General features: G+C 66.7%; 25 protein-coding genes. 13 read left to right on the top strand and 12 right to left on the bottom strand.

Annotated elements, in window-relative coordinates; translation table 11 throughout:
- Window positions 1-97 precede the first annotated feature (97 nt).
- A complete protein-coding gene (locus J1902_RS01965; protein ID WP_307794346.1) occupies window positions 98-1,222 on the top strand; it encodes a serine hydrolase domain-containing protein in 1,125 nt (374 codons plus the stop codon).
- 6 nt (window positions 1,223-1,228) lie between these two features.
- On the opposite strand, the gene J1902_RS01960 is transcribed toward J1902_RS01965, so the two are convergent.
- On the bottom strand, window positions 1,229-2,074 hold the full coding sequence (locus J1902_RS01960; RefSeq protein WP_207614587.1) for a PHP domain-containing protein: 846 nt from the start codon (window positions 2,072-2,074) through the stop codon (window positions 1,229-1,231).
- A 134-nt stretch (window positions 2,075-2,208) separates the two neighbouring features.
- Here J1902_RS01960 and J1902_RS01955 point away from each other — a divergent pair, with 134 nt between their 5' ends.
- Window positions 2,209-3,792 (top strand): aminopeptidase P family protein, encoded by a 1,584-nt coding sequence (locus J1902_RS01955; protein WP_207614586.1) that lies wholly within the window; start codon window positions 2,209-2,211, stop codon window positions 3,790-3,792.
- Window positions 3,793-3,898: 106 nt separating this feature from the next.
- Here the strand turns inward: J1902_RS01955 and J1902_RS01950 are convergent, their stop codons facing one another.
- Window positions 3,899-4,765 carry a YflT domain-containing protein gene (locus tag J1902_RS01950; RefSeq protein ID WP_207614585.1) on the bottom strand — a complete coding sequence of 289 codons (867 nt, stop codon included), beginning with the start codon at window positions 4,763-4,765 and terminating at the stop codon, window positions 3,899-3,901.
- A 76-nt stretch (window positions 4,766-4,841) separates the two neighbouring features.
- Here J1902_RS01950 and J1902_RS01945 point away from each other — a divergent pair, with 76 nt between their 5' ends.
- From J1902_RS01945 to J1902_RS01935, 3 genes are read left to right on the top strand one after another with little or no spacing between them, the layout of a single operon-like run.
- Entirely contained in the window at window positions 4,842-6,125 is a 1,284-nt protein-coding gene (locus tag J1902_RS01945) for a magnesium transporter MgtE N-terminal domain-containing protein (RefSeq protein ID WP_207614584.1), read from the top strand.
- Window positions 6,106-6,834, top strand: coding sequence for a DUF1003 domain-containing protein (locus J1902_RS01940; protein ID WP_372434316.1), 729 nt, complete (start codon window positions 6,106-6,108; stop codon window positions 6,832-6,834). Before J1902_RS01945 ends, J1902_RS01940 begins: the two co-directional genes overlap by 20 nt.
- A 4-nt stretch (window positions 6,835-6,838) precedes the next feature.
- Window positions 6,839-7,966, top strand: a complete 1,128-nt coding sequence (locus tag J1902_RS01935) for an Mrp/NBP35 family ATP-binding protein (protein ID WP_207614582.1) — start codon at window positions 6,839-6,841, stop codon at window positions 7,964-7,966.
- Window positions 7,967-7,981: 15 nt separating this feature from the next.
- On the opposite strand, the gene J1902_RS01930 is transcribed toward J1902_RS01935, so the two are convergent.
- The 3 genes from J1902_RS01930 to sigE all read right to left on the bottom strand — a co-directional run bounded on the left by J1902_RS01930 (window position 7,982) and on the right by sigE (window position 9,971).
- On the bottom strand, window positions 7,982-8,395 hold the full coding sequence (locus J1902_RS01930) for a twin-arginine translocase TatA/TatE family subunit (protein WP_207614581.1): 414 nt from the start codon (window positions 8,393-8,395) through the stop codon (window positions 7,982-7,984).
- A 31-nt stretch (window positions 8,396-8,426) separates the two neighbouring features.
- Window positions 8,427-9,239, bottom strand: a complete 813-nt coding sequence (locus J1902_RS01925) for a hypothetical protein (RefSeq protein ID WP_242701502.1) — start codon at window positions 9,237-9,239, stop codon at window positions 8,427-8,429.
- Window positions 9,240-9,344: 105 nt separating this feature from the next.
- A complete protein-coding gene (gene sigE / locus J1902_RS01920) occupies window positions 9,345-9,971 on the bottom strand; it encodes an RNA polymerase sigma factor SigE (RefSeq protein WP_207614580.1) in 627 nt (208 codons plus the stop codon).
- Between the two features lie 233 nt (window positions 9,972-10,204).
- Here sigE and J1902_RS01915 point away from each other — a divergent pair, with 233 nt between their 5' ends.
- Window positions 10,205-10,837, top strand: coding sequence for an O-methyltransferase (locus J1902_RS01915; RefSeq protein WP_207614579.1), 633 nt, complete (start codon window positions 10,205-10,207; stop codon window positions 10,835-10,837).
- Between the two features lie 89 nt (window positions 10,838-10,926).
- Here the strand turns inward: J1902_RS01915 and J1902_RS01910 are convergent, their stop codons facing one another.
- The 4 genes from J1902_RS01910 to J1902_RS01895 form a co-directional block, all read right to left on the bottom strand.
- A complete protein-coding gene (locus tag J1902_RS01910; protein ID WP_009357720.1) occupies window positions 10,927-11,094 on the bottom strand; it encodes a DUF3117 domain-containing protein in 168 nt (55 codons plus the stop codon).
- A 229-nt stretch (window positions 11,095-11,323) separates the two neighbouring features.
- Entirely contained in the window at window positions 11,324-12,499 is a 1,176-nt protein-coding gene (locus J1902_RS01905) for a putative hexosyltransferase (RefSeq protein ID WP_207614578.1), read from the bottom strand.
- Window positions 12,500-12,579: 80 nt separating this feature from the next.
- On the bottom strand, window positions 12,580-12,933 hold the full coding sequence (locus J1902_RS01900; protein WP_207614577.1) for a DivIVA domain-containing protein: 354 nt from the start codon (window positions 12,931-12,933) through the stop codon (window positions 12,580-12,582).
- 21 nt (window positions 12,934-12,954) lie between these two features.
- Window positions 12,955-13,794: an LOG family protein gene (locus J1902_RS01895; protein ID WP_207614576.1), complete on the bottom strand. Its 840-nt coding sequence runs from the start codon at window positions 13,792-13,794 to the stop codon at window positions 12,955-12,957.
- Between the two features lie 164 nt (window positions 13,795-13,958).
- Here J1902_RS01895 and J1902_RS01890 point away from each other — a divergent pair, with 164 nt between their 5' ends.
- The 4 genes from J1902_RS01890 (at window position 13,959) to J1902_RS01875 (ending at window position 17,246) form a co-directional block, all read left to right on the top strand.
- Entirely contained in the window at window positions 13,959-14,714 is a 756-nt protein-coding gene (locus J1902_RS01890) for an amino acid ABC transporter ATP-binding protein (RefSeq protein ID WP_207614575.1), read from the top strand.
- A gap of 57 nt (window positions 14,715-14,771) precedes the next feature.
- Window positions 14,772-15,647 carry a glutamate ABC transporter substrate-binding protein gene (locus J1902_RS01885; RefSeq protein ID WP_207614574.1) on the top strand — a complete coding sequence of 292 codons (876 nt, stop codon included), beginning with the start codon at window positions 14,772-14,774 and terminating at the stop codon, window positions 15,645-15,647.
- A 94-nt stretch (window positions 15,648-15,741) separates the two neighbouring features.
- Window positions 15,742-16,392, top strand: a complete 651-nt coding sequence (locus tag J1902_RS01880) for an amino acid ABC transporter permease (RefSeq protein ID WP_207614573.1) — start codon at window positions 15,742-15,744, stop codon at window positions 16,390-16,392.
- Window positions 16,389-17,246, top strand: coding sequence for an amino acid ABC transporter permease (locus J1902_RS01875; protein WP_207614572.1), 858 nt, complete (start codon window positions 16,389-16,391; stop codon window positions 17,244-17,246). The genes J1902_RS01880 and J1902_RS01875 overlap by 4 nt, the downstream gene beginning before the upstream one ends.
- Window positions 17,247-17,309: 63 nt before the next feature.
- Here J1902_RS01875 and dapE read toward each other — a convergent pair whose 3' ends face one another.
- A complete protein-coding gene (gene dapE / locus J1902_RS01870; RefSeq protein WP_207614571.1) occupies window positions 17,310-18,434 on the bottom strand; it encodes a succinyl-diaminopimelate desuccinylase in 1,125 nt (374 codons plus the stop codon).
- An 84-nt stretch (window positions 18,435-18,518) separates the two neighbouring features.
- Between dapE and dapD the strand changes: the two genes are divergently transcribed.
- Entirely contained in the window at window positions 18,519-19,532 is a 1,014-nt protein-coding gene (gene dapD / locus J1902_RS01865) for a 2,3,4,5-tetrahydropyridine-2,6-dicarboxylate N-succinyltransferase (RefSeq protein WP_207614570.1), read from the top strand.
- A 13-nt stretch (window positions 19,533-19,545) separates the two neighbouring features.
- Complete coding sequence (locus J1902_RS01860; RefSeq protein ID WP_207614569.1) at window positions 19,546-20,388, top strand: transglycosylase SLT domain-containing protein; 843 nt, start codon at window positions 19,546-19,548, stop codon at window positions 20,386-20,388.
- Between the two features lie 47 nt (window positions 20,389-20,435).
- On the opposite strand, the gene J1902_RS01855 is transcribed toward J1902_RS01860, so the two are convergent.
- Window positions 20,436-21,047: a hypothetical protein gene (locus tag J1902_RS01855; RefSeq protein ID WP_207614568.1), complete on the bottom strand. Its 612-nt coding sequence runs from the start codon at window positions 21,045-21,047 to the stop codon at window positions 20,436-20,438.
- Window positions 21,048-21,108: 61 nt separating this feature from the next.
- On the bottom strand, window positions 21,109-21,735 hold the full coding sequence (locus J1902_RS01850) for a TetR/AcrR family transcriptional regulator (protein ID WP_207614567.1): 627 nt from the start codon (window positions 21,733-21,735) through the stop codon (window positions 21,109-21,111).
- Between the two features lie 71 nt (window positions 21,736-21,806).
- Between J1902_RS01850 and J1902_RS01845 the strand changes: the two genes are divergently transcribed.
- Window positions 21,807-22,212, top strand: a 406-nt coding sequence (locus J1902_RS01845; RefSeq protein WP_207614566.1) for an SDR family NAD(P)-dependent oxidoreductase, incomplete at its 3' end; no start/stop codon positions are given.

The raw sequence follows: 22,212 nt of genomic DNA, 5'->3' as shown, positions 1-22,212 counted from the left end.
CTGCACAGCCACGTCTGATAGTACGCCACCCAGCACAAGCGCAGCAGCCACCGCCCCCGCCGCCACCACGGGGCCGTGCGTTTCCGATGTCGCCACAGTGATCGCAGCCCCGGCCTCAACGGCCGCGGCACTCCCGGCGCCCCTGGCCGCCTCCCTCGATGCCGCAGCACAGTCATCCTTCAAGGAAGCAGCAGCCCCCGGAGCGATCGTTGGCGTACGCACGCCAGAAGGGCTCTGGACCAGCTCGTACGGTTTCGCCGACCCCACCACGAACGCAGCCATGTCCACGGACATGCACCTGAGGATTGGTTCCGTCACCAAGACGTTTACCGGCACCCTCATTCTCCAGCTGGCCGAGGAAGGCAAGCTGTCGCTCAATGACACCATCGACAAGTACTACCCGGGCATTCCGAACGGAAACACGATCACCCTGCGGATGCTGGCCAACATGACCAGCGGGATTGCCAGCTACTACACCCAGGCCTTCCTGGACGTCTATTTCGCGCATCCGGAGACGATTTTCACGCCCGATCAGCTGGTTGCCTACGGTGTCTCGGCCTCGCCCATCTTCAGCCCCGGCGAGAAATTCAATTACTCGAACACCAACACCGTCCTGTTGGGCAAGGTGATCGAGAAGGTGACAGGCCAGCCCGTTGCGGACGTCCTCCAGCAGAGGATCCTGGCACCGCTGGGGCTGGCGGGCACCAGCTGGCCCGGCGACTCACCGGCCATTCCGGCGCCGCACCCGCAAGGCTATACGCTCCAAGGCAGCAGCACGCCGGAGGATCCCACCAATGCCACGAACTGGAGCCCCTCCTTTGGGTGGACCGCCGGGGCCATGATCTCCACCGTGCAGGACCTCTTGGTGTACGGCCGGGCGCTGGGCACCGGGCAGGGCCTTCTGTCCCCGGCGACCCAGGCTGAACGCCTGCAGTCCTTCCCGGAACCGGCCGGCTACGGTTTCGGCTTTGCGTGCGTTGGCGGGTGGGTGGGTCACACCGGCGAACTGCCCGGCTTCAACGCCACCCTGTACTACGACACGACGTCGGACACCTCGGTGGTGGTCCTCGTCAACAGTGACATCGCCTCGGGAAGTTGCACCGAGTCACCGACGCTCATCGACAATCCGGCAGACCTCCCGTGCTCGTCCCCTGCCACCCGCATCTTCGTCGGACTGTCGACGGCCCTGGGGCACCCCTTTGTCCCGAACCCTGGCAGGTAGTGCGTCTCAGCGCACCACCGGAGTGCCGGTACCCAGCTCCTCGATCCGTGCCAGCACCTCCGGCGCGGTCAGGTTCTCCCCAAGCAGATTGGGTTTGCCCGCACCGTGGTAGTCGGAGGAGCCTGTCATGAGAAGCCCGTGCTTGGCGGCGAGGCCGCGCAGGAATTCGCGCCCCTCTTCAGGATTGTCGCGGTGCTCCACCTCCAGGCCGAGCAGCCCGGCGTCGATCATTTCCAGGTAGGTGCGCTCCTCAACCACGCGGCCCCGTGCGGACGCCACGGGATGGGCGAAGACAGGCACTCCGCCGGCGGCGCGCACGAGTTCGACGGCGAGCGCCGGGTCCGGTGCGTAATGCTGCACGAAGTAGCGCGAGTGGGACGTCAGGATCGATGTGAAGGCCTCGCTGCGGTCGGCCACCACCCCTGCGGCCACGAGCGCATCGGCGATGTGCGGCCGTCCGAGAGTGGCCCCGGGCGCAACGTGGTGGATGACGTCGTCCCAGCTCAGCGGGTAGTCCTCGGCGAGCAGCGTGACCATGCGCTCGGCCCGGCTCAGCCGGGCGTCCTTGGCTTTGGTGATTTCCTCGAGCAGGCCCGGATGTGCGGGGTCGTGGAGGTAGCTCAGCACGTGGACGCTGATGCCCTCGTGCGTCCGGCAGGAAATCTCCATGCCCGGAACGAACGCCACGCGGTGTTCCAGGGCGGCCGCCGCGGCCGTTTCCCAGCCGTCGGTGGAGTCATGGTCGGTCAGCGCGAGGGCGTCGAGACCCGCTGCGGCGGCCGAAGCCATCACCCCGGCAGGGGTCTCTGTTCCGTCGGAAACATTCGAGTGCGCATGCAGGTCTATCCTCACCTTCTAAGCCTAACTTGCGAGGGGACCCACCCGAGCTTGCGAGGTTGGGGAGCAAGTTAGGCGCTATTGGATGCGGACCGGCTTGGACCGTTTCGCCGTTGGCCTCCTCACGCAACTGGTGGGACGATGTAACGGTGAACGATGCCGAAAACACCCCGTACCCGGAATCCACAGATTCCCAACCCCTGCAGGAGCGCGTGAACAACCGCTCCCAGCGGCCCACATCCGATGCCTTCAAGGCATTCATGGCGAGCAGCTGGGCCCCGGCCCCGCAGGAAACCCCTGCGCGCGACGCCGTTGCGGACCACGCCGCCACCCGGCGTCGGGCCATCTCCGAACAGTTCAAAGGCGAACGGCTCGTTATCCCGGCCGGGCCGCTGAAGGTCCGCTCCAATGACTGCGACTACCGTTTCCGCCCGCACTCGGGCTTCGCGCACCTCACGGGCCTGGGCCTGGACCACGAGCCCGACGCCGTGCTGATCCTGGAGCCGGCCGCCGAAGGAAAGGGCGACGACGGCGGCAACCACCGCGCGACGCTCTACTTCCGTCCGCTGGCCGGCCGCGATACCGAGCAGTTCTACGCTGACTCCCGTGCCGGCGAATTCTGGATCGGTGCCCGCCCCACACTCGCCGAGTTCGAGGCGCGCCTGGGCCTGCCCACCGCGCACATCTCCGAACTCGAGGTGGCCATCACCAAGGACGTGGGTGCCCCGGAAATCGGCGGCATCTCCATCCGCCTGGTCCGCAAGGTCGACGAGAACATCGACGCCCTGGTGGACACCGCCCGGTACAACACCGCCAAGGACCCGGAGAACCTGGACATGGGCGAGCTCGATGCCCTGGACGAGAAGCTCAGCGAGGCACTCTCCGAGCTGCGGCTGCTCAAGGATGCCTGGGAAATCGAGCAGATGAAGATCGCCGTGGCTGCCACGGTGGAAGGCTTCGCCGACGTCGTCCGGGCCCTCCCCCGCGCACTGACCCACAAGCGCGGTGAGCGCGTGGTGGAGGGAGCCTTCTTTGCCCGCGCCCGCGAAGAAGGCAACGAGCTCGGCTACGACACCATTGCCGCCGCCGGCAACAACGCCACCGTGCTGCACTGGAACCGCAACACCGGGACCGTCAACGCCGGCGAACTGCTGCTGCTCGACGCCGGCGTCGAGGCCGATTCGCTCTACACCGCCGACGTCACGCGCACGCTCCCGGCCAACGGCACCTTCTCTGAGATCCAGCGCAAGGTCTACGAGGCTGTACTTGACGCCGCCGACGCCGGCTTCGCCGCCGCCCGCCCGGGCGCCAAGTTCCGCGACATCCACACCGCCGCAACCACAGTACTGGCCGAGCGTCTGGCCGAATGGGGTTTCCTGCCCGTTTCGGTCGAGGAAGCCATCAGCCCCGAAGGCCAGCAGCACCGCCGCTGGATGCCGCACGGCACCAGCCACCACCTGGGCCTTGACGTGCACGACTGCGCCCAAGCCAAGCGTGAACTGTACCTGGACGGCGTCCTCACCGAGGGCATGGTCTTCACGATCGAGCCCGGCCTGTACTTCAAGAATGAGGACCTCGCCATTCCTGCCGAGTACCGCGGCATCGGCGTCCGCATCGAAGACGACATCCTGATGACGGCCGACGGCCCGGTGAACCTCAGCGCCGCGCTGCCCCGCAAGGCGGACGACGTCGAGGCCTGGATGGCCGGCATCTACCAGGAGGCCCAGGGCTAAGCCCCGCACCAAGCAAGCCGCACACAGCAAAAGGGAAGGCCGCCGGAGTTTCCGGCGGCCTTCCCTTTTTTGGTCCCTGATGCTTCTGTGGCCCTGGTGCTGGGGGCTACTGCTTGCTCTGCCCGTCCGTCGGGTTTGTACCGGCGTCGGGGGCGGCTTCGGCCTGGCCGGGCTGCCGGCCGCTGGGGTCAACGCGTACGCCGTACTGCGGCCGGCCGTCGGGCAGGTCGGGATAGCGTACGGCGGCAGGGGCCGGTGCCCGCTCCGGCGCCGGCTGGGTCCCGGCTGTTTCGGCGCCTGCGGCTTCGGCCGCGGCCTGCGGGCCGCCTGCTTCCGCGCCCGGCTGGGGGCCGCGCTGGCCGTAGGGGTCACTCCAGCCAGCCGGGCGTTCCGGGGCCTGGCCGGGCTGCTGGAACGGCTGGTTCTGCGGGTTGTAGTTCTGCGGAGCAGGACCCTGCGCGTGCCCCGCGGCGGCCTCGGACGGGCTCATGGGCAGCTGGTGGAGCAGGCGGCGGGCTTCCTGCGATGCCTCGAAGGCCACAATGACGTCGTAGTTGGTGGCCACCACCTGGCTTGTGGAGGTGAAGTCGCGCTTGCCGCGCTGGGTGGCATAGGTAACGATTCCGAAGAGCATGAAGAAGGCAGCACCCATGAGGACCGAGGTGACGATCGAGAACGCGCCGCCGGCAGGGGCGAAGAAGGACAGCATGACGCCGACGAACAGGCCGAACCACATGCCGCTCAGGGCACCGGACATCGCCACCCGGGGGTAGCTCAGCCGTCCGGTCACACGCTCCACCATCTTCAGGTCGTTGCCCACGATCGAGACCAGCTGGACCGGGAACTGCTGGTCCGCAAGGTAGTCCACCGCCTTCTGGGCATCCAAATAGGAGGCGTACGAGCCCACGGTGTCGCCTTGCGGGACGCTGCGGGATTCCTCCGTGGCCTTGGGAGCACCAAATATGTTCGACATATTCCCATTCTGTCCCATGTGCATGTGTAGCGGCTGAAATTCAGCTAAAAGAGAGCAGACTCGGTAGCCTGTAAGAATGAGCACACATCCCTCACGCGTCTTTGTTGCGCGCCTTCTCGGACTGGACGTCTTCGACCCTTTGGGCGACCGTCTGGGCCGGCTGCGCGACGTCGTGGTGCTCTCCCGCGGGACCCGCGGCGCCCCGCACGTGGTGGGCATCGTCGTCGAGGTCCCGGGCAAGAAGCGCGTCTTCGTTCCCATGACGCGCATTACCTCAATCGACCAGACCCAGATCATCTGCACCGGGCTGGTGAACCTGCGCCGCTTCGAGCAGCGCGGCGCAGAAACCCTGGTGGTGGCCGAGATGTTCGACCGCCGCGTCACCCTGGCCGACGGCAGCGGCGACGCCACCATCGAAGACATCGCCATGGACCAGCAGCGCTCCCGCGACTGGTTGGTCAGCAAACTGTTCGTCCGCCGGGGCCACTCCCTCTCCCCGCTCAGCAGGCTGCGCCGCAACGAGACCCTGATCATCGACTGGGCCGACGCCCGCCAGGGTGCCCGGACCGAGCCGCAGGCCGCCACGCAGTTCGTTGCCACCCACGAGGACCTCAAGCCGGCCGACTTCGCCGAGGCCTTGCAGGAGATGAGCGACAAGCGCCGCTTCGAGGTCGCCAGCGAACTCCAGGACGAACGCCTGGCCGATGTGCTCCAGGAAATGCCCGAGGACGACCAGGTGGAGATCCTCTCCGCCCTGGACGTCGAACGCGCCGCGGACGTCCTGGAGGAAATGGACCCCGACGACGCCGCCGACCTCCTCGCCGAACTCCCCACCGCCCAGGCCGAGGAACTGCTCCGCCTCATGGAGCCGGAGGAAGCCGAGGACGTCCGCCGCCTGCTCGAATACGACGAGGACACGGCCGGCGGCCTCATGACGCCCGTCCCGGTCATCCTGCCCCCGGAGGCGACCGTGGCCGAGGCCCTGGCGCACGTCCGGCGCGAGGAACTGTCCCCCGCGTTGGCATCCTCGATCTTCATCGCACGGCCGCCGCTGGAGACCCCCACCGGGCGGTTCCTGGGGGTCGTGCATTTCCAGCAACTGCTCCGCTACCCGCCGCCGGAACCCCTGGGCAACCTGGTGGACAAGAACCTGGAGCCTGTCTCGGACCAGGCCCACATCAGCGAGGTGGCCCGTACCCTGGCCACCTACAACCTGAACTGCCTCCCCGTCGTCAACGACGACGGACGCCTTGTGGGGGCGGTGACTGTTGATGACGTGCTGGATCACCTGTTGCCGGATGACTGGCGCGCCCACGAGGATGCCGCCCCTGTAAGGAAGCTTGGAGGCCGCATTGGCTGATATCACCACAGCAAAGAGCTCCGGCGTGCGGCGTGCCGGCAAAGCCGTCGGCAAAGGAAGCCTCGATACACCGCTGAGCGGACGCCAGCGTATCCTGCCGAAGTTCTCGCCCAACCCGGACGCCTTCGGCCACGCCACGGAAGGCTTCGCCCGCTTCATGGGCACGCCGACCTTCCTGGTCTACATGACGATCTTCTGCGTCTTCTGGATCGTCTGGAACACCTTCGCCCCGGAGACCTGGCAGTTCGACTCCCAGGCCCTGGGCTACACCCTGCTGACGCTCATGCTGTCCCTGCAGGCCTCCTACGCCGCTCCCCTGCTGCTGCTGGCCCAGAACCGCCAGGACGACCGCGACCGGGTCTCCCTGCAGCAGGATCGCCAGCAGGCCGCCCGGAACCTCGCGGACACCGAGTACCTCACCCGTGAGCTGGCCTCGCTGCGCATCGCCCTGCGCGAAGTGGCCACCCGTGACTACGTCCGCGCCGAGCTCCGCACGCTCCTGGAGGACATGCTCGAGGCCCAGGAGGAGATGCGCGCCCACGGCACCAACGACGCCAAGGCCGGCGAGAGCCCGCGCGAGAAGGTCAAGGACAAGCTCAAGGAGAAGCGGGACAAGCAACGCGGCCCGCGCACGCAGCAGATCCCCAAGGTCCGCCCGCAGCACGCCGCAACCACTCCAGCACCAGAACAGCCAGAAAGCCGGTCCTGACCGCATGAGCACCCCATCCTCCGAGGCACTGAATGCTGCCCTGGAAACCGTCATCGACCCGGAACTCCGCCGTCCCATCACCGAACTGGGCATGGTGGACTCCGTGGCCGCCTCCGCGGACGGCATCGTCCGCCTGGCAGTGCTCCTGACCATCGCGGGCTGCCCGCTGCGCGACACCATCACCGCCGATGCCACTGCGGCGCTGTCCAAGGTTCCGGGCGTGTCCGGCGTCGAGGTCGAACTGAAGGTCATGAGCCCGGAGCAGCGCAACGCCCTCAAGGAACGGCTGCGCGGCCCGGGCGGCCAGCGCGGCGTCCCCTTCGCCCAGCCCGGTTCGCTGACGAAAGTGTTCGCCGTCGCGAGCGGCAAGGGCGGGGTCGGCAAATCCTCGGTGACCGTCAACCTTGCCTGCGCGCTGGCCGCGCAGGGGCTTCGCGTGGGCATCGTGGACGCCGACGTCCACGGCTTCTCCGTTCCCTCCCTGATGGGCATCACGCAGAAGCCCACGCAGGTGGACGACATGATCCTGCCGCCGGTCGCCTATGGCGTGAAGGTCATTTCGATCGGCATGTTCGTCACCGGCAACCAGCCTGTTGCCTGGCGCGGCCCCATGCTGCACCGGGCCCTGGAGCAGTTCCTCACCGACGTCTACTTCGGCGACCTGGACGCCCTGTTCCTCGACCTGCCGCCGGGCACCGGTGACATCGCGATCTCGGTGGCGCAGCTGCTGCCCAGCGCCGAGATCCTGGTGGTGACCACTCCGCAGGCCGCGGCCGCGGATGTGGCCGAGCGGGCGGGCACCATCGCCACGCAGACCGGCCAGAAACTGGCTGGCGTCATCGAGAACATGTCATTCCTGGAAATGCCCGACGGCGGCAGGATGGAACTGTTCGGAAGCGGCGGCGGCGCCGTGCTCGCCGAACGGCTGAGCGCCGTCGTGGGCAGCGACGTTCCCCTGTTGGGCCAGATCCCCCTGGACATCCGGCTGCGTGAAGGCGGCGACGCCGGCCGGCCGGTGGTCCTGGATGCCCCTGGGACGGCCGCAGCGCAGGCTCTCGCGGGCATCGCGGGGCAGCTGGCCACCAGGCCCCGCGGGCTCTCCGGCATGCCGCTGGGCATCCAGCCGCGCTAGCAGGCCCTGTGGGCCTTAGGTGGCTTCTGAGTCGAACGGTGCGTGTTCGCCGTCGGGCAGCCGCTCGATGGTCCGGGCGGGAGTCTTGGGCTCGCCGGCAGCGGTTCCGGCCGTAGCCACTGCGGCGGCAGCCGCCACCACAGCTGCAGGGGCGCCGGCGCTGAGCAGTTTCGAGTCGTCATCAAGGAGGGCATCCTTGATGATCCGGCGCGGATCGTACTGGCGCGGATCGTATTTCTTCCAGTCGACTTCATCGATGTCGATGCCGACTTCTTCCTTGATCTGCTCCCGGGCGCCCGAGGCCATGCGCCGGACTTCCTTCACCAGATTCGCCAGCTTCTGGGTGTATTCGGGCAAGCGGCTGGGACCGATCACGAGTACGCCGATGATCAGGAGGAGGATGAACTCCGGGCCGTTGATTCCAAACACGCTACGAAGATTACCTTGTCTGTGGTGCCGCTCATAAACCGGCGGGGCGGGCAAGTGTCCGGAGCCCCCGGAGCAGGCGTTCCAGCCAGGTCTCGGGATCGGACACCTGGACCTCCGAATGCAGTGAATCGCCGGCCCGTACCAGTTCCGGGACGGCGTTGTCGGCCTGTTCCGCGGGCAGATCGGAGGTGTAGCTGAGCACGGCCGCGGAGGTCCTGTAGACGGCTGCCCACGGAGTTCCCTGCGTGACGGACAGTTCAGCGTTGCCACTGCCTGCCGGGCCGTCGAGGTGCTCCTCGATGACGGTGGCGTGGTACTGGCCGCTCCGGAGCCGCAGTTCCACGGAGGGATGTCCCTCGCGCAAGGAGGCGTGCGCGGAGACCAACTGGAAGCCCAGACCGGCAAGTTCGGGGCAGGCCCAACCCTCGCCGCGCAGGCCCTCCAGCTGTTCGGCACTCAGGCTGACAATTGTCCCCGCACTGAACTTCGGCAGGATGGCAGCGGCGGCATGCCGTGCGGTGGCGCCGTCCACCGCGGCGCCCACCATGCTCCCGGCGCCACGTTGTCCCGGCAGCGCGGCCTCCGGCGACGGATCCCCCGCCACGGCGTAGGCGGCCACGGCCAAGACGCCCGCACTGACGGCCAGGCCCCCTGTGGCCACGGCCGCGATGCGGATGCCGTGCCAGGCACCGCGGCGCGGCACCTGGACCGGTTCCTGGGCAAGTTCCTGGGCGAGGCGCTGGGTGTGCTGGATCAGGCGGGCTGCCAGGTCCTGGCTGGCCGCAGGCACGGCGGCGCCGCGCAGGCGTTCCAGGTACTGGCGTTCCCGGCGCACGGCGGACATGCACTGGGAACAGCCCTGCAGGTGCCCGGGTTTGCGGCTGTGCCGCAGGGCAGTCAGTTTCCGGGACCAGCCACCGGGAAGTCGTTTCCGCTGACCCATCGGGGCTTACAGGATGCCGGCGATGCGCGGCATTTTCAGGCGCGGCTTCCGGGCCGCCAGCGGGCGGGGATCACGGTGCGCCAGCTTGTCGCGCAGCATCGTGCGGCCCCGGTGGATCCGGGACCTGACGGTCCCCAGCTTCACGCCGAGCGCCTCCGCGACCTCGTCATAGGAGAGTCCCTCAAGATCGCACAGCACGACGGCGGCGCGGAAGTCCGGCGGCAGTTCCTCCAGGGCGCGCTGGACGTCGAGGTCCAGGTTGTTGTGCTCAAAGCTTTGTTCCGGGCCCGGTTCCCGGCCGGGCAGCCGCGACTCGGCGTCCTCGGCCAGGGCGTCGAAGCGGATCCTGCTCTTGCGCCGGGCCTGGTCCAGGAAGAGGTTGGTGGTGATGCGGTGCAGCCAGCCGTCCAGCGTACCGGGCTTGAAGTTTTCCAGCGAGCGGAACACCCGCACGAACACTTCCTGGGTGAGATCTTCGGCGTCGAACTTGTTGCCGGTCAAGCGGTAGGCAAGGCGGTAAACCTTGGCGGAGTGGTTGGCAACCACGTCCTCCCAGCTGGGCGTGACCCAGTCGCTGGCCGCCGCGTCCGCGGCGTCTGTTGTCTGGACTGGCGCAGCAATTAATGCCGGCATCGTCCGCTCCCCTCAAACTGTGTGTCACCAGTAGTTCGGTGCCGCCCACCACCTGGATGGCCAGACATACATCATCCCAAGTTTGTCTGGGAATTTCCTGACCGAGAGGCCCATTCCCCGCAGGGCGAACGGGTACGCAACACATCCGCCCCCGGGCCCGGAACGCCGGGCGCCCGGGCCGGACACAGTAGTCTGTTATAAACACCCCCGAGCCGCGGAGAGCGAACCCCTACATGAGCGCCGACAAGTCAACCAGCTGGTCCTATGCGGAAGATCTGCCTGCCGAGGATGACGTGTTGCTGCGTGCCCGGGAACGCTCCTTCGAGCTCGGAGTGACTCCCATCAGCGCAGGGGTCGGAGCGGTGCTTACCGTGCTTGCCGCCGCCTCCAAGGCCCAGACCGTGGTGGAAGTCGGCTCGGGTGCGGGCGTGTCCGGCGTGTGCCTGCTGCGTGGGCTCAGCCCGCAGGCCGTGCTCACCACCATCGACGTCGACGTCGAACACCTCAAGGCCGCCCGCGAGGCATTCCTGGAGTCCGGCAGCCCGGCGAACCGCACGCGGACGATTTCCGGCCGCGCCGCGGACGTGCTGCCCAGGCTCACCGACGCAGCTTATGACCTTGTGTTCATCGATGCGGACAAGCCCAACTTCCCCGGCTATGTGGAGCAGGCCATCCGGCTGCTCAAGTCCGGCGGCACCCTGGTCATCAACGACGCCCTGGACAAGGACCGCGTGTCCAACCCTGCCGCCCGGGATTCCACCACGGTGGTGCTGCGCCAGGTGGGCAGGGCCATCCGCGACGACGACCGTCTTGCCTCCGCCATGCTCCCCACCGGCAACGGCCTGCTGGTGGCCGTCAAGAAATAGCCCGGCCGGGCGCTTCGGCACCCGGGCTGGTTCGGTTCTTAAACATGAAGGCAGGGCGCCGGCGCTGGCCGGGCCCTGCCCCAGCGAATCTATTCGGTAACGCCCACGAGGCATTCCTTGAGGTTCGCCGCTTCTGCTGCGTTGAGCTCGACCACAAGCCGACCTCCGCCCTCGAGCGGCACACGCATGATCAGGCTGCGGCCCTCTTTGGTTACTTCCATAGGGCCGTCGCCAGTACGTGGTTTCATAGCCGCCATTAGGAAAATCCCCTCCATTTGTCCCAGATCACTCCAGCCCGGCCGGGCTGGGTCCGCGTCACAACTGCAGCCCCGATGGCGCTGTTTTGGCAGCCTCCGTGACTGAGCACCCATGGGTGCTTTGTCCCTGCTTGCACTCCATTATCCCGTACTTACCCGCCCGTAGCTAATCGTTGTACTTTTTGTCCGGGCTTTGTTCGTGGCCTGGGTCACTGCTATGAGGGGCGGATCAGGGCGGATAGTCGCCGCCTCCCGGGAGCTGCGCCCAGGCCCACAGCCAGACGATCCAGACTATCTGGAGCAGCGAAAACATCACGACGACGGTTCCCCGGTACGCCTTCGAGCGCGAGAGAAGCGCCGCGCTCAGTGCCAGCGGGAACAGCGGCAGCAACATGCGGAAAGTGCTGGTCTGCGGGTGCAGGAACACCAGCAGGTAGCCCATGTAGCAGGTGCACCACAGCCGCAGTTCCACGCCCAGCGCCCGGACGGGGCGGGAGACCATCAGCAGGGCGAAGAGCCCGGCGAAGACAAACGGGGCCATGATTCCCAGGACCGGGCCGAACAGCATCCGCCCGGTGTCGAACCAGGGCTTGAACGGCACGAGGTCGTGTCCGCGCCACACGGTTTCGGTGCGCGTGTAGGCGGCGGGATCCCCTGTTGTGGCCCAGGCGATGGCCGGCCAGGCGAGGGCCCCCAGCCCGCTCACCAGCACCAGGGCCGCAAGCGAGGCGAGTTCCCGGACCGGAGGCAGGTCCTCCGGCCGGCGGGGAGCGAACCTCAGCCAGAGCCGGTGCAGCAGCAGGAAGCCCATCATGGCCGCGAAAGGCACGCCGGTGGGCCTGGACAGGCACATCAGCAGCACCACGGGCATGGCGGCCACGTACCGGCGACGCACCACCAGCAGCAGCGCACCGGCGAGCAGCAGGAGATTCAGCGATTCAGCGTAGGGAACCTGCAGTATGGCCGACACCGGGAATACGGAGAAGAAGACAACCCCCCAGAGGGCCGGCCGGTGCGCGGCGAATTGCAGGAAGAGCCTGTAGACCACGAGCGCAGCACCGAGCCCGGCGAGCATGGCGATGACCACCAGCATGTGGTGCGGTGGAACCCCGACGATGGCGCCAAGGCCGCGGGCCAGGAAGGGGAACAGTGCGTAGAACGCCCAGGCGTTTTCCTGGACATCGCCCTGCTCGTTGACGGGGAGCGTGGACGAATAGCCGTCGTAGACGATCCGTGTGTACCACTGGGAGTCCCAGATGTAGATGAAGTTCCAGTAATCAGGCCCGGGCCCAAACCAGGGGTTGGTCCCCTGCTGCAGGGCCGCCGCCATGAAGATGCAGGCACTGAGCAGCCGCGCGGCCACATAGACAAGGGTGGTCTGGAGCCACCATGGCCAGCGGGCCATGCGCGCCGCCGCACCCGAAATGACACGCCCCAAACCCTCCGTGGGACCCACCGGCTCATGTTTCGGCGGTGCGGAAGGGCTCACGGGGCGGTCCCGCCCGTCTCCGCTTCCTTGTCCCGAAGACCGTCCGGTTCCCGAAGACTGCCCAGCCGCTCTATTTCCCGGTCCTTGGCCGCGAGTTGCTCGCGCAGATCATCGAGGACCTGGTCCACCTGGTCCATCCGGTACCCCCGCAGCCCGAGGGCGAAACGCACGCGGTCGACGTCGGGCGCCGTGGCCTGAGCCGGCAGCAGGACCGGCGGCAGGTTCGGCACCGGCTCGTCCAGTCCCGCACCGAAAGACCGCCCGGTCCGGGCGATCCCGACGCCGAAGGCCAGTGCGGCGCCGAGGAGGACGATCGCGAGGAAAACCAGGAAGAAGCTCACAGCACCCATCGTGCCAGAAACCGCGGCCTGCTATTCCGGGCGCTGGTCTCCGTTGGCGCCTGCGGGCCTCGGGACGCCGTGCAGCACCCGGTGCACGGCGTCGGCGGGCTCGTCCACGAGCTGGATCAGGTCAAGGTCCTTCTCGGACACCATCCCCTCGGCAACGAGCGTTTCCCTGAGCCACTCGATCATGGGCCCCCAGAAGCGGACACCGAGCAGCACGATCGGGAACGATGTCACCTTGCGGGTCTGCACCAGGACCATGGCCTCGAACAGCTCGTCAAGGGTGCCCAGTCCGCCGGGAAGCACCACGAAGCCCTGCGCGTATTTGACGAACATGGTCTTGCGGGCAAAGAAGTACCGGAAGTTGATCCCCAGGTCCACCCAGCGGTTGAGACCCTGTTCGAACGGCAGTTCGATGCCAAGCCCGACGGAAACCCCATTGCCTTCCACGGCGCCTTTGTTCGCGGCCTCCATGGACCCGGGGCCACCCCCGGTGATCACGGCGACGCCGGCTTCGGCCAGATGGCGCCCCACCTCCACGCCCATCTCGTAGTACTCGCTGCCGGGCTTCGTGCGGGCGGAGCCGAACACGCTGACCGCGGGACCGAGATCGGCGAGGGCACCGAACCCTTCCACAAATTCACTCTGGATGCGCAGGACCCGCCACGGGTCCTGGTGGATGAACTGTCCGGGGCCACGCGCGTCCAGCAAATACTGGTCGGACATCCCACCGGTCGCCTGTTGGCGCCGCAGCTCCAAGGCCCCCTGGTGCCTGGCCGGGACCTCGGCGGCCGGAACGGCTGCGGGCCCGGCTGCTGCGCGGCCATTGGCGTCTGGAGTGGGAACTGGAGGCTGGTTGGTGCTCATTGCCCAAGGCTAGCGCGGATGCAAGCCTGCTTGGCTTCGGCACAGCGCCAATCTGCATTGCAAGCTGATCTACGCCTGCACAGGAGGTTTCTGTTCAGTCACGATCTGGAGGGTTGTGGCATGATCCGGCTCATAAACGCCACATTCTTCGCTAGATTCTTCCTATGACTACACAAGTGTCCGGCGAAGCTCTCGTCTCCCTGAATGGCGTCAACAAGCACTACGGTCAGCTCCATGTACTCAAGGACATCAACCTGCAGGTGAACAAGGGCGAAGTGGTAGTGGTCATCGGCCCCTCCGGTTCGGGCAAGTCCACGCTGTGCCGTGCCATCAACCGCCTGGAAACCATCGACGTCGGCGACATCTCGATCGACGGCAAGAAGCTTCCGGAGGAAGGCAAGGACCTTGCCCGCCTTCGGGCCGACGTCGGGATGGTCTTCCAGTCCTTCAACCTCTTCGCGCACAAGACGATCCTGCAGAACGTCACCCTGGGGCCCATGAAGGTCAAGGGTATGGACAAGGGAACCGCGGAGAAGGAGGCCATGGCACTCCTGGAGCGCGTCGGCGTCGGGCATCAGGCGCCCAAGCTGCCGGCCCAGCTGTCCGGCGGCCAGCAACAGCGCGTGGCAATCGCCCGTGCGCTGGCCATGAAGCCCAAGGTCATGCTGTTCGACGAGCCCACCTCGGCGCTTGACCCCGAGATGATCAACGAGGTCCTGGACGTCATGATCCAGCTCGCCAAGGAAGGCATGACCATGATCGTGGTGACCCACGAGATGGGCTTTGCGCGCAAGGCTGCCGACCGCGTTCTTTTCATGGCTGACGGCCAGATCGTGGAGGACGCCACGCCCGAGGAATTCTTCACCAATCCCCAGAGCGACCGCGCCAAGGATTTCCTCTCCAAGATCCTGACCCAGTAGTACGTTCCCAAGATCGCACCCAGGCCGCAAGGGCGGCCACCCTATGAAAGGAATGTCATGAAGGCTTTTATTACCCGGAGGAAGTCTCTCCTGGTGGCGGCCGGCGCGGCGCTTGCACTGTCGCTGAGCGCCTGTGGCGGCGGCACCACCACCACGCCCCCGGTGGACAAGCCCAGCTTCGCTGCCGGCACCACCATGGAGAAGCTGAGCCAGGCCGGCAAGATCACCATCGGCACCAAATTCGACCAGCCGCTGTTCGGCCAAAAGGGCCTGGACGGCAAGCCGGTAGGCTTCGACGTCGAAATCGGCAAGGCCATCGCTGCCAAGCTCGGTATTACTCCGGACAAGATCGAGTGGGTCGAGACAGTCTCGGCGAACCGTGAACCCTTCATTGAGCAGGGCCGGGTCGACATCGTGGTGGCAACATACACGATCAACGACGCCCGCAAGCAGAAGGTCTCCTTCGCAGGCCCCTACTACGAGGCCGGCCAGGCGCTGCTCGTGAACAAGGACGATTCCTCCATCACCAAGCCGGAAGATGTCGCGGGCAAGAAGGTCTGCTCCGTCACCGGTTCCACGCCGGCCAAGACCATTGTGGACAAGTATGCTGCCGAGCTGGTTCCGGCCGCTAACTACACCGCTTGCCTTGAGCCGCTGCGCAACAAGCAGGTTGTTGCGGTAACCACGGACAACGTGATCCTGGCCGGCTATGTGGACAAGGAACCGGACGCCTTCAAGCTGGCTTCCGACCAGACCTTCACCAAGGAGCCCTACGGCATCGGCCTGAAGAAGGAAGACACGGTCTTCCGCAACTGGATCAACGACCAGCTTGAGGCCTTCGCGAAGGACGACACCTACAAGAAGGCCTGGGAAGCAACGGCAGGCAAGGTCATCAAGACCGTCCCCGCGCTCCCCACGATCGACCGCTACTAGCCGGAACCCGGCAGCTGCCGCCGTTTCGTGACCGTGACGGCGGCAGCTGCCGACCCAGGATCCACTCCCTGTTCCGCCGCAGCCGAAGGAAGCCATGGACGCCATCTTCGAAAGCCTCCCGCAATACTGGGACGGCTTTCTCCGAACCCTGTTTCTAGCCGTCGTCTCGGGGGTCATCGCACTCCTCCTCGGCACCCTCCTGGCCGCAATGCGCGTCTCACCGGTCGCGGCTTTGCGGGGCTTCAGCACTTTCTACGTTGAAGTCGCCAGAAACACCCCCCTCACCATCATTTTCTTTTTCTCAGCCATCGTGCTCCCACGGCTTGGCGTCAAGTTCGAGCAATTCGAAGTCGCCGCCATCATTGCCCTCAGCAGCTACACCGCCGCGTTTGTGGCCGAGGCCGTGCGGTCCGGCGTCAACAGCGTCCCGGTAGGCCAGGCGGAGGCGGCCCGCAGCATTGGCATGACCTTCGCCCAGGTATTGGGATTCATCGTCCTGCCTCAGGCCCTGCGCACCGTGGTGCCGCCGCTCATCAACATCATGATCGCCTTGGTCAAGAACTCATCCGTTGCGGGTGCCTTCTTCGTCCTCGAACTCTTCGGTTATGGCCTCCAGCTGTCCAACAGCCGTGGTGATGCCGTCATGTGGATCCTGATCGGTGTGGCGTTCTTCTACCTGCTCATCACCGTGCCCCTGGGCCTCCTGGCCCACTTTGTCGAGCGAAAGGTGGCGATTGCCCGATGACTTCGGTTCTCTACGACGTACCGGGCCCCAAGGCCCGCCGCATTTCGCTCATTGGCTCCGTGCTCGGATCCATCATCATTACCGGCGGCGTGGTGGGAGCCATCGTCATCCTCTCTTCGCAGGGCATCTTCAACGCCTCGCGCTGGGAAGTCTTCGTCAACGAATCCGCCAAGGATGTGTGGACCCAGCTCGGCCTGGGTGTCCTCGCCACCTTGCAGGCCGCAGGCGTGGCCGCCATCATCGCGTTCCCGCTGGGCGTGGCGCTGTGCCTGCTGCGCATCTCCCTGATCTCCTGGATCCGGGTCCCCACCCAGGTGGTGCTGGAATTCCTGCGTGGCATGCCAGTGGTCCTGATGATCCTCTTCGTGCTGCTGGTCTTCGCGACCAGTCCCTTCGTGGCGGTGGTCAGCGGCCTGGTCCTCTACAACGCGGCAATCTTCGCCGAGATCCTGCGGGCGGGCATCCAGTCCCTCCCCAAGGGACAGCGCGAGGCCGGCCTGGCCATCGGGCTGCGCAGCTTCCAGTCACGGATGAGCATCGAGTTCCCCCAGGCTATCCGCCGCATGCTCCCCTCGCTGGTAGCCCAGCTGGTGGTCCTGTTGAAGGACACCTCCCTCGGCTACATCGTGGCGTACGAGGAACTGCTGCGGAAGGTCAAGCTGATTTCAGACCTGGAGCCCAGCCTGCTGTTCTCGGCGTTCTTCGTGGGCGCGGCCATCTACATCCTGATCAACCTCTCGGTCTCCCGGCTGGCGATCTGGATCGAGCGCCGCGGTACCAAGAAGGCCGCGGGTGGCACCGCCAAGGCGGTCGAGACCGTCGACCTGGAGCTCGGAACGGCCGGCCCGAAATAGCCCCAAAGAAGAAGGTCCGCGGCCACCCGGCTGCGGACCTTCTTTTTGACTTGGTTCGGACCGTCAGCCGGCCAGCCACGTCCGGAGTGCATGCAGGCACTCGCGGATGGCGTCGGCGTCGACGTGTTCATCGTCCTTGTGTGCCAGCAGCGCGTCGCCGGGGCCGAAGTTCACGGCGGGGATGCCCAGCTCGCTGAAGCGCGCGACGTCGGTCCAGCCGTATTTGGGCTTGGGCTCGGCTCCCACTGCGGCCACGAAGGACGCGGCGGCAGGGTGGTTCAGTCCGGGCCGGGCGCCGGCGGCGGCATCGGTGCAGACGACGTCGAAGCCGTCCAGCAGTTCCCGCACGTGGGCTTCGGCCTGGTCCGGGGTCTTGTCCGGAGCAAAACGGTAGTTGATCTCCACGACGCAGCGATCGGGGATGACGTTGCCCGCGGTGCCGCCGTTGATCTTCACGGCGTTGAGGCTTTCCCGGTAGTCCAGGCCATCCACGTTGATGGTCTGCGGCTCGTAGGCCGCCAGCCGGGCCAGGATGGGCGCCGCGGCATGGATGGCGTTGCTCCCCATCCATGCCCGGGCAGAGTGGGCTGCCTCGCCAGTGGTGGACGCTTCAAAGCGGATAGTGCCATTGCAGCCGCCCTCCACGGTGCCGTCTGTGGGCTCCAGCAGGATCGCGAAGTCGCCGTTGAGGAGTTCGCCGTGGTTGCGGACCAGCCGGCCCAGCCCGCTCTTGACCGCTTCCACTTCCTCATGGTCGTAGAAGACAAAGGTGACGTCCTTGTCCGGTTCCGCGCCGGCGTCGAACATGGTCGCCGCGAGCGCAAGCTGCACCGCCACGCCGCCCTTCATGTCCGTGGTGCCGCGGCCGTAGAGCACGCCCTCCCCCGGAATCCCGGATTCCCACTGGGACGGCACGGTGCCACGGGATCCTTCGGTGGTCGGCAACGGCACGGTGTCCAGGTGTCCGGCCAGGATGACCCGTTCGGCGTGCCCCAGGTTGGTGCGGGCAATGATGGCGTCTCCGTCGCGGACCACCTCGTAGACCGGGATCGAACGCAGTGCGGACTCGATGGCGTCGGCCAGCACGGTCTCGTTGCCGGAAACGCTGTTGATGTCGATCAGCGCGGCGGTCAGCAGGGCAACGTCCTGGCGCAGGTCAAGGAGGGCGGGGGCGGATTGAGCAGTCACGCGTCCACTTTATCCCCCGTTATTGCGACTGCCTCCGGTCACCCTCATTTCAACGCAGCCGCGGGCTCTCGATACACTGGGGCCATGACTGAAACCGCTTCTTCCGCTGTGCCCGCAAACGACCGTTCCGCCTATGGCTTCGGCCTGGCCACCATCGCCACCTCGGCCACCGGGGAAGCAACCGTGCTGGACGTCTGGTTCCCGGCACCGGCCCTGGGCACTGCCGCAGAGGCCCTGCGCGACGTCGAGAACGCCGACGAAAGCCTGGCCGCACTGGCCGCCGACGGCAAGGACGCCGATCGCGGCACCGAGCAGAAGGTCGTCTTCGTCCAGATCGACCTCGACGCCGCCCCGGCCGACACCGCCGACGCCTACCTGCGCCTGCACCTCCTCTCGCACCGCCTGGTCCAGCCGAACAGCATCAACCTGGACGGCATCTTCGGCAAGCTCCCCAACGTGGTGTGGACCAACTTCGGCCCCGCCGCCGTCGAGGGCTTCGAACTGACCCGCGCCCGCCTGCGCAAGCGCGGCGCCGTGGTGGTCTACGGCGTGGACAAGTTCCCGCGCATGGTGGACTACGTTGTCCCCACCGGCGTCCGGATCGCCGACGCCGACCGCGTCCGCCTGGGAGCCCACCTCGCCGAGGGCACCACCGTCATGCACGAAGGCTTCGTGAACTTCAACGCCGGCACGCTGGGCACCTCCATGGTGGAAGGCCGCATCTCCGCAGGAGTTGTGGCCGGTGACGGCACCGACGTCGGGGGCGGCGCCTCGATCATGGGCACCCTGTCCGGCGGCGGCAAGGAACGGATCTCCCTGGGCGAGCGTGTGCTCCTCGGCGCCAACTCCGGGGTTGGCATCAGCATCGGCGACGACTCCGTGGTGGAGGCCGGCCTCTACGTCACCGCCGGCACCCGTGTGCGCATTCCCGGCCCGAAGGATGCCGACGGCGAGGACACCAGCACGATCGTCAAGGCCGTGGAACTCTCCGGTGTTCCCAACCTGCTGTTCCGCCGCAACTCCACCACGGGCGGTGTGGAAGTCCTGCCGCGTAAGGGCCAGACCGTGGAGCTGAACGAAGCACTGCACGCCAACTAGCAAGCGATACACGATGCACCGGCTCCGCCGCACAATCATCCTGGTGCTGGCGCTGGCCCTCGTGGCCGGCGCCATCTACACCGTGGTAGCTGTACTGCAGCGCTCCGAGACCCTTGTCTCGGAGCGCTGCGTCGCCGTCGTCGGCTCGGAGTCCTTCGAGCTGGCCACGGACCAGGTGGCCAATGCCTCACTGATCTCGGCGATCTCCGTACAGCGCGGCCTGCCGCCGCGCGCCGCAAGCATCGCGCTGGCCACGGCCATGCAGGAGTCCAGGCTGCGCAACATCAACCACGGCGACCAGGCCGGGCCCGATTCCCGCGGGCTGTTCCAGCAGCGCCCGTCCCAGGGCTGGGGCACCGAAGCCCAGGTCATGGACCCGGTGTACGCGACGAACGCCTTCTACGATGGCCTGGTCAAGGTTCCCGGCTACGAGGCCATGGAAGTGACCGACGCCGCGCAGCTGGTGCAGCGCTCTGCGTTCCCGCACGCCTATGCGCAGCATGAGGGGATGGGCCGGGCCTACGCCTCGGCCCTGACCGGCCACTCCGACGGATCGCTCGACTGCACCCTGCGGATGCCTGAGACTGCCGGCGACCCCAGCGATGTTGAAAGCAGGATGTCGACGGCGTTCGGCGCCGTGGCAGCCGACGCCCAGGGCCGCACGGTCCAGGTCAATGCCACGGGCCCCCAGGCCTGGGCAATTGCCCAGTGGGCCGTGGCGAACGCCAAGTCCCTGGCGGTGACCCAGGTGGACGTGGACGGCCACACGTGGAACCGGCAGGAACGCAAGGGCTGGCAGGCCTCCGCAGCGGCAGCCGACACCGTGACGATCACCGTCTCCGCGCCCACCACATAGCGTCTGCCGTCCGGGCACCGCCGTCCGGGCGCCGCTCCCGGCGCCGTTCAGGCGAGCATGTCCACGACTGGCTGGACGTAGCTGCGGAACACATCGGGCTGTGAGAGCAGCTTGTGGCTCATGATCATCTTGTCGGGTTCCAGATACCAGGCCCGTGGCTCGTTGAGCGGCAGCTCAATGATTGTCAGGCTGAAGTCCCGGGAACCCCGTCCGACTTCCAGGAGCCGGTCCTCCACAATGTCCCCCAGCACCAGAGTGGCGCCGCTGGCGACGCGTTCTGCCTCGAGCTCGGCGTATTCGTCAATGCGGTCCCGGGCCCAGCCCAAGGCTGCGCCGAAGTGGGCCTGCAGCACACGCTGCAGAGCCGGTGAATTGCCGAAGTCGTTGAAACCGGGCGGAGTGAGCTCAGGCACCGGGACCGGGTGGGCTTTGATCAGTTGCTCCCACCAGGCTTCCCACTCCGTCTTCAGGGCATGGACCCCGCCCACCTCGGCGGTGAGGTGGGTGTGGTCGGCATGCCGGACCTTGGGGGCTGCGTGACACAAGGCGGGTGTTCCGGCACCATCCAAGCCCGCAACGTCCCGCACGTACAAAGCGATGAGCATGGGCCTGGACGTATCCATGGTGATGCGCCATCCCTGGCCGCCTGTATCGTGCATCCGAAGGCCTCCCTTGGCATGTTTCCGACAAGTTCCAGTCTATTCCCGATGGGCCCGGAGGTTAACGGGAATGCGGAACCCCGTGGAATACGGTCAGATGGGAGGCGAGAACGTCGCGGCAGACCTCAGCGGTCATCCATTCGGGCTGGAGCAGGGCGTGCATGCAGAGCCCGTCCAGGGTTGCCAGCAGCCGTTCCGCCTCCGTAACCAGATCCTGCTGGCCGGCGCCGCCGGCCGGCATCAGGTGCATGATGAGACGCCCGACGACGGCCGCCACCGCACGGTGGCTGCGGGCTGCCTCTTCGGCCAGCGCGGGCTTGACCCTGGCCGCGTTCCGGAACGCCATCCAGACGCAGGCATCCACAGCGAGCTCCTCGTCAAGGGGCAGGAACTGGCCCAGAAGGGTTAACACCGCCTCATGGTGGGCTTCGGTCCTTGGCTCCTGCCTTATGACGTCATCCAGGCAAGACTCCAGCCGGCCGAGAATCCGGTCGACTACGATCGAAAACGAGTGGACCAGGAGCTCGTCGCTGCTGGCGAAGTAATGCCGGACAGAGCCAACCACCAGTCCGGCTTCCTCAGCAACCTCGCGCAGGGATGCGCGTTCGAGGCCATCGACGGCGATGATCCGGAAGACCGCTTCGACAACTTCCTGGCGCCGGGCTTCGGCATCAACAATCTTGGGCACGACTATTTTTTAGCACACTCGTGCCTTCATGCAGGAGCGGCGCGCCGCCGATTTCGGCTAGCGTAGTCACCATGAGAATTCTTGTCACCGGTGGCACCGGCTACATCGGCTCGCACACCGTTCTGTCCCTTCAGGAAGCCGGCCACGACGTCGTTGTCATCGACAACCTGGTGAACTCCAGCGAGGAGTCCCTCCGCCGGGTCGCCGAACTGACCGGCAAGACCGCGGCCTTCCACCGGGTGGACCTCGTGGACGAGCCCGCCGTCGAGCAGGTTTTTGAGCAGCACCGGATCGACGCCGTGATCCACTTCGCCGGCCTCAAGGCCGTGGGAGAATCCGTCCAGCAGCCCCTGGCGTACTACCACAACAACATCGTGGGAACCCTGAACCTGCTCCGGGCCATGGACAAACACGGCGTGCGCTCCATCGTCTTCTCCTCCTCCGCCACCGTGTACGGCGAGCACAACCCCACCCCCT

Origin of the sequence: Arthrobacter cavernae, from assembly GCF_017368795.1 — a bacterium.
Classification (GTDB): Bacteria; Actinomycetota; Actinomycetes; order Actinomycetales; family Micrococcaceae; genus Arthrobacter; species Arthrobacter cavernae.
This window is presented reverse-complemented; position numbering and strand designations above follow the sequence as displayed.

What these genes read in the sequence shown, in the direction of transcription:
- J1902_RS01950 (WP_207614585.1), bottom strand. Translation starts at nt 4,765, where the DNA reads ATGTCGAACATATTTGGTGCTCCCAAGGCCACGGAGGAATCCCGCAGC.
- J1902_RS01945 (WP_207614584.1), top strand. Translation starts at nt 4,842, where the DNA reads ATGAGCACACATCCCTCACGCGTCTTTGTTGCGCGCCTTCTCGGACTG.
- J1902_RS01935 (WP_207614582.1), top strand. Translation starts at nt 6,839, where the DNA reads ATGAGCACCCCATCCTCCGAGGCACTGAATGCTGCCCTGGAAACCGTC.
- J1902_RS01925 (WP_242701502.1), bottom strand. Translation starts at nt 9,239, where the DNA reads ATGTCCGCCGTGCGCCGGGAACGCCAGTACCTGGAACGCCTGCGCGGC.
- sigE (WP_207614580.1), bottom strand. Translation starts at nt 9,971, where the DNA reads ATGCCGGCATTAATTGCTGCGCCAGTCCAGACAACAGACGCCGCGGAC.
- J1902_RS01915 (WP_207614579.1), top strand. Translation starts at nt 10,205, where the DNA reads ATGAGCGCCGACAAGTCAACCAGCTGGTCCTATGCGGAAGATCTGCCT.
- J1902_RS01910 (WP_009357720.1), bottom strand. Translation starts at nt 11,094, where the DNA reads ATGGCGGCTATGAAACCACGTACTGGCGACGGCCCTATGGAAGTAACC.
- J1902_RS01905 (WP_207614578.1), bottom strand. Translation starts at nt 12,499, where the DNA reads ATGGCCCGCTGGCCATGGTGGCTCCAGACCACCCTTGTCTATGTGGCC.
- J1902_RS01900 (WP_207614577.1), bottom strand. Translation starts at nt 12,933, where the DNA reads ATGGGTGCTGTGAGCTTCTTCCTGGTTTTCCTCGCGATCGTCCTCCTC.
- J1902_RS01895 (WP_207614576.1), bottom strand. Translation starts at nt 13,794, where the DNA reads ATGAGCACCAACCAGCCTCCAGTTCCCACTCCAGACGCCAATGGCCGC.
- J1902_RS01890 (WP_207614575.1), top strand. Translation starts at nt 13,959, where the DNA reads ATGACTACACAAGTGTCCGGCGAAGCTCTCGTCTCCCTGAATGGCGTC.
- J1902_RS01885 (WP_207614574.1), top strand. Translation starts at nt 14,772, where the DNA reads ATGAAGGCTTTTATTACCCGGAGGAAGTCTCTCCTGGTGGCGGCCGGC.
- J1902_RS01880 (WP_207614573.1), top strand. Translation starts at nt 15,742, where the DNA reads ATGGACGCCATCTTCGAAAGCCTCCCGCAATACTGGGACGGCTTTCTC.
- J1902_RS01875 (WP_207614572.1), top strand. Translation starts at nt 16,389, where the DNA reads ATGACTTCGGTTCTCTACGACGTACCGGGCCCCAAGGCCCGCCGCATT.
- dapD (WP_207614570.1), top strand. Translation starts at nt 18,519, where the DNA reads ATGACTGAAACCGCTTCTTCCGCTGTGCCCGCAAACGACCGTTCCGCC.
- J1902_RS01860 (WP_207614569.1), top strand. Translation starts at nt 19,546, where the DNA reads ATGCACCGGCTCCGCCGCACAATCATCCTGGTGCTGGCGCTGGCCCTC.
- J1902_RS01855 (WP_207614568.1), bottom strand. Translation starts at nt 21,047, where the DNA reads ATGCACGATACAGGCGGCCAGGGATGGCGCATCACCATGGATACGTCC.